The sequence below is a fragment of the Clostridium celatum genome, assembly GCF_021412605.1.
Lineage (GTDB): Bacteria > Bacillota > Clostridia > Clostridiales > Clostridiaceae > Clostridium > Clostridium celatum.
Genome location: NZ_JAJKGM010000132.1, coordinates 1 through 217 on the forward strand (window position 1 = coordinate 1; position 217 = coordinate 217).

A 217-nucleotide genomic window follows, 5' to 3' on the forward strand; every position below is an offset into this window, starting at 1 on the left:
GTGGTAACATATTTAGCTGACTGATACTAATAGGTCGAGGGCTTGACCAATAAAAAATATGATTCATGTGCAATTTTCAGAGAATAATTTCTGAAAAAAGTGTTGACAATTAAAAACACTTAATGTATAATAACTTATGTAATCTGGTGATGATGGCGTAGAGGAAACACTCCTTCCCATTCCGAACAGGAAAGTTAAGCTCTACAGCGTCAATGGT

The 217-nt window shown here is 35.0% G+C and carries 1 rRNA gene; it reads left to right on the top strand.

The features are described 5' to 3' along the window. Nucleotides 1–142: 142 nt before the first annotated feature. Nucleotides 143–217: ribosomal RNA gene (gene rrf, locus LPC13_RS16870) — 5S ribosomal RNA — on the top strand; the annotation flags it as partial.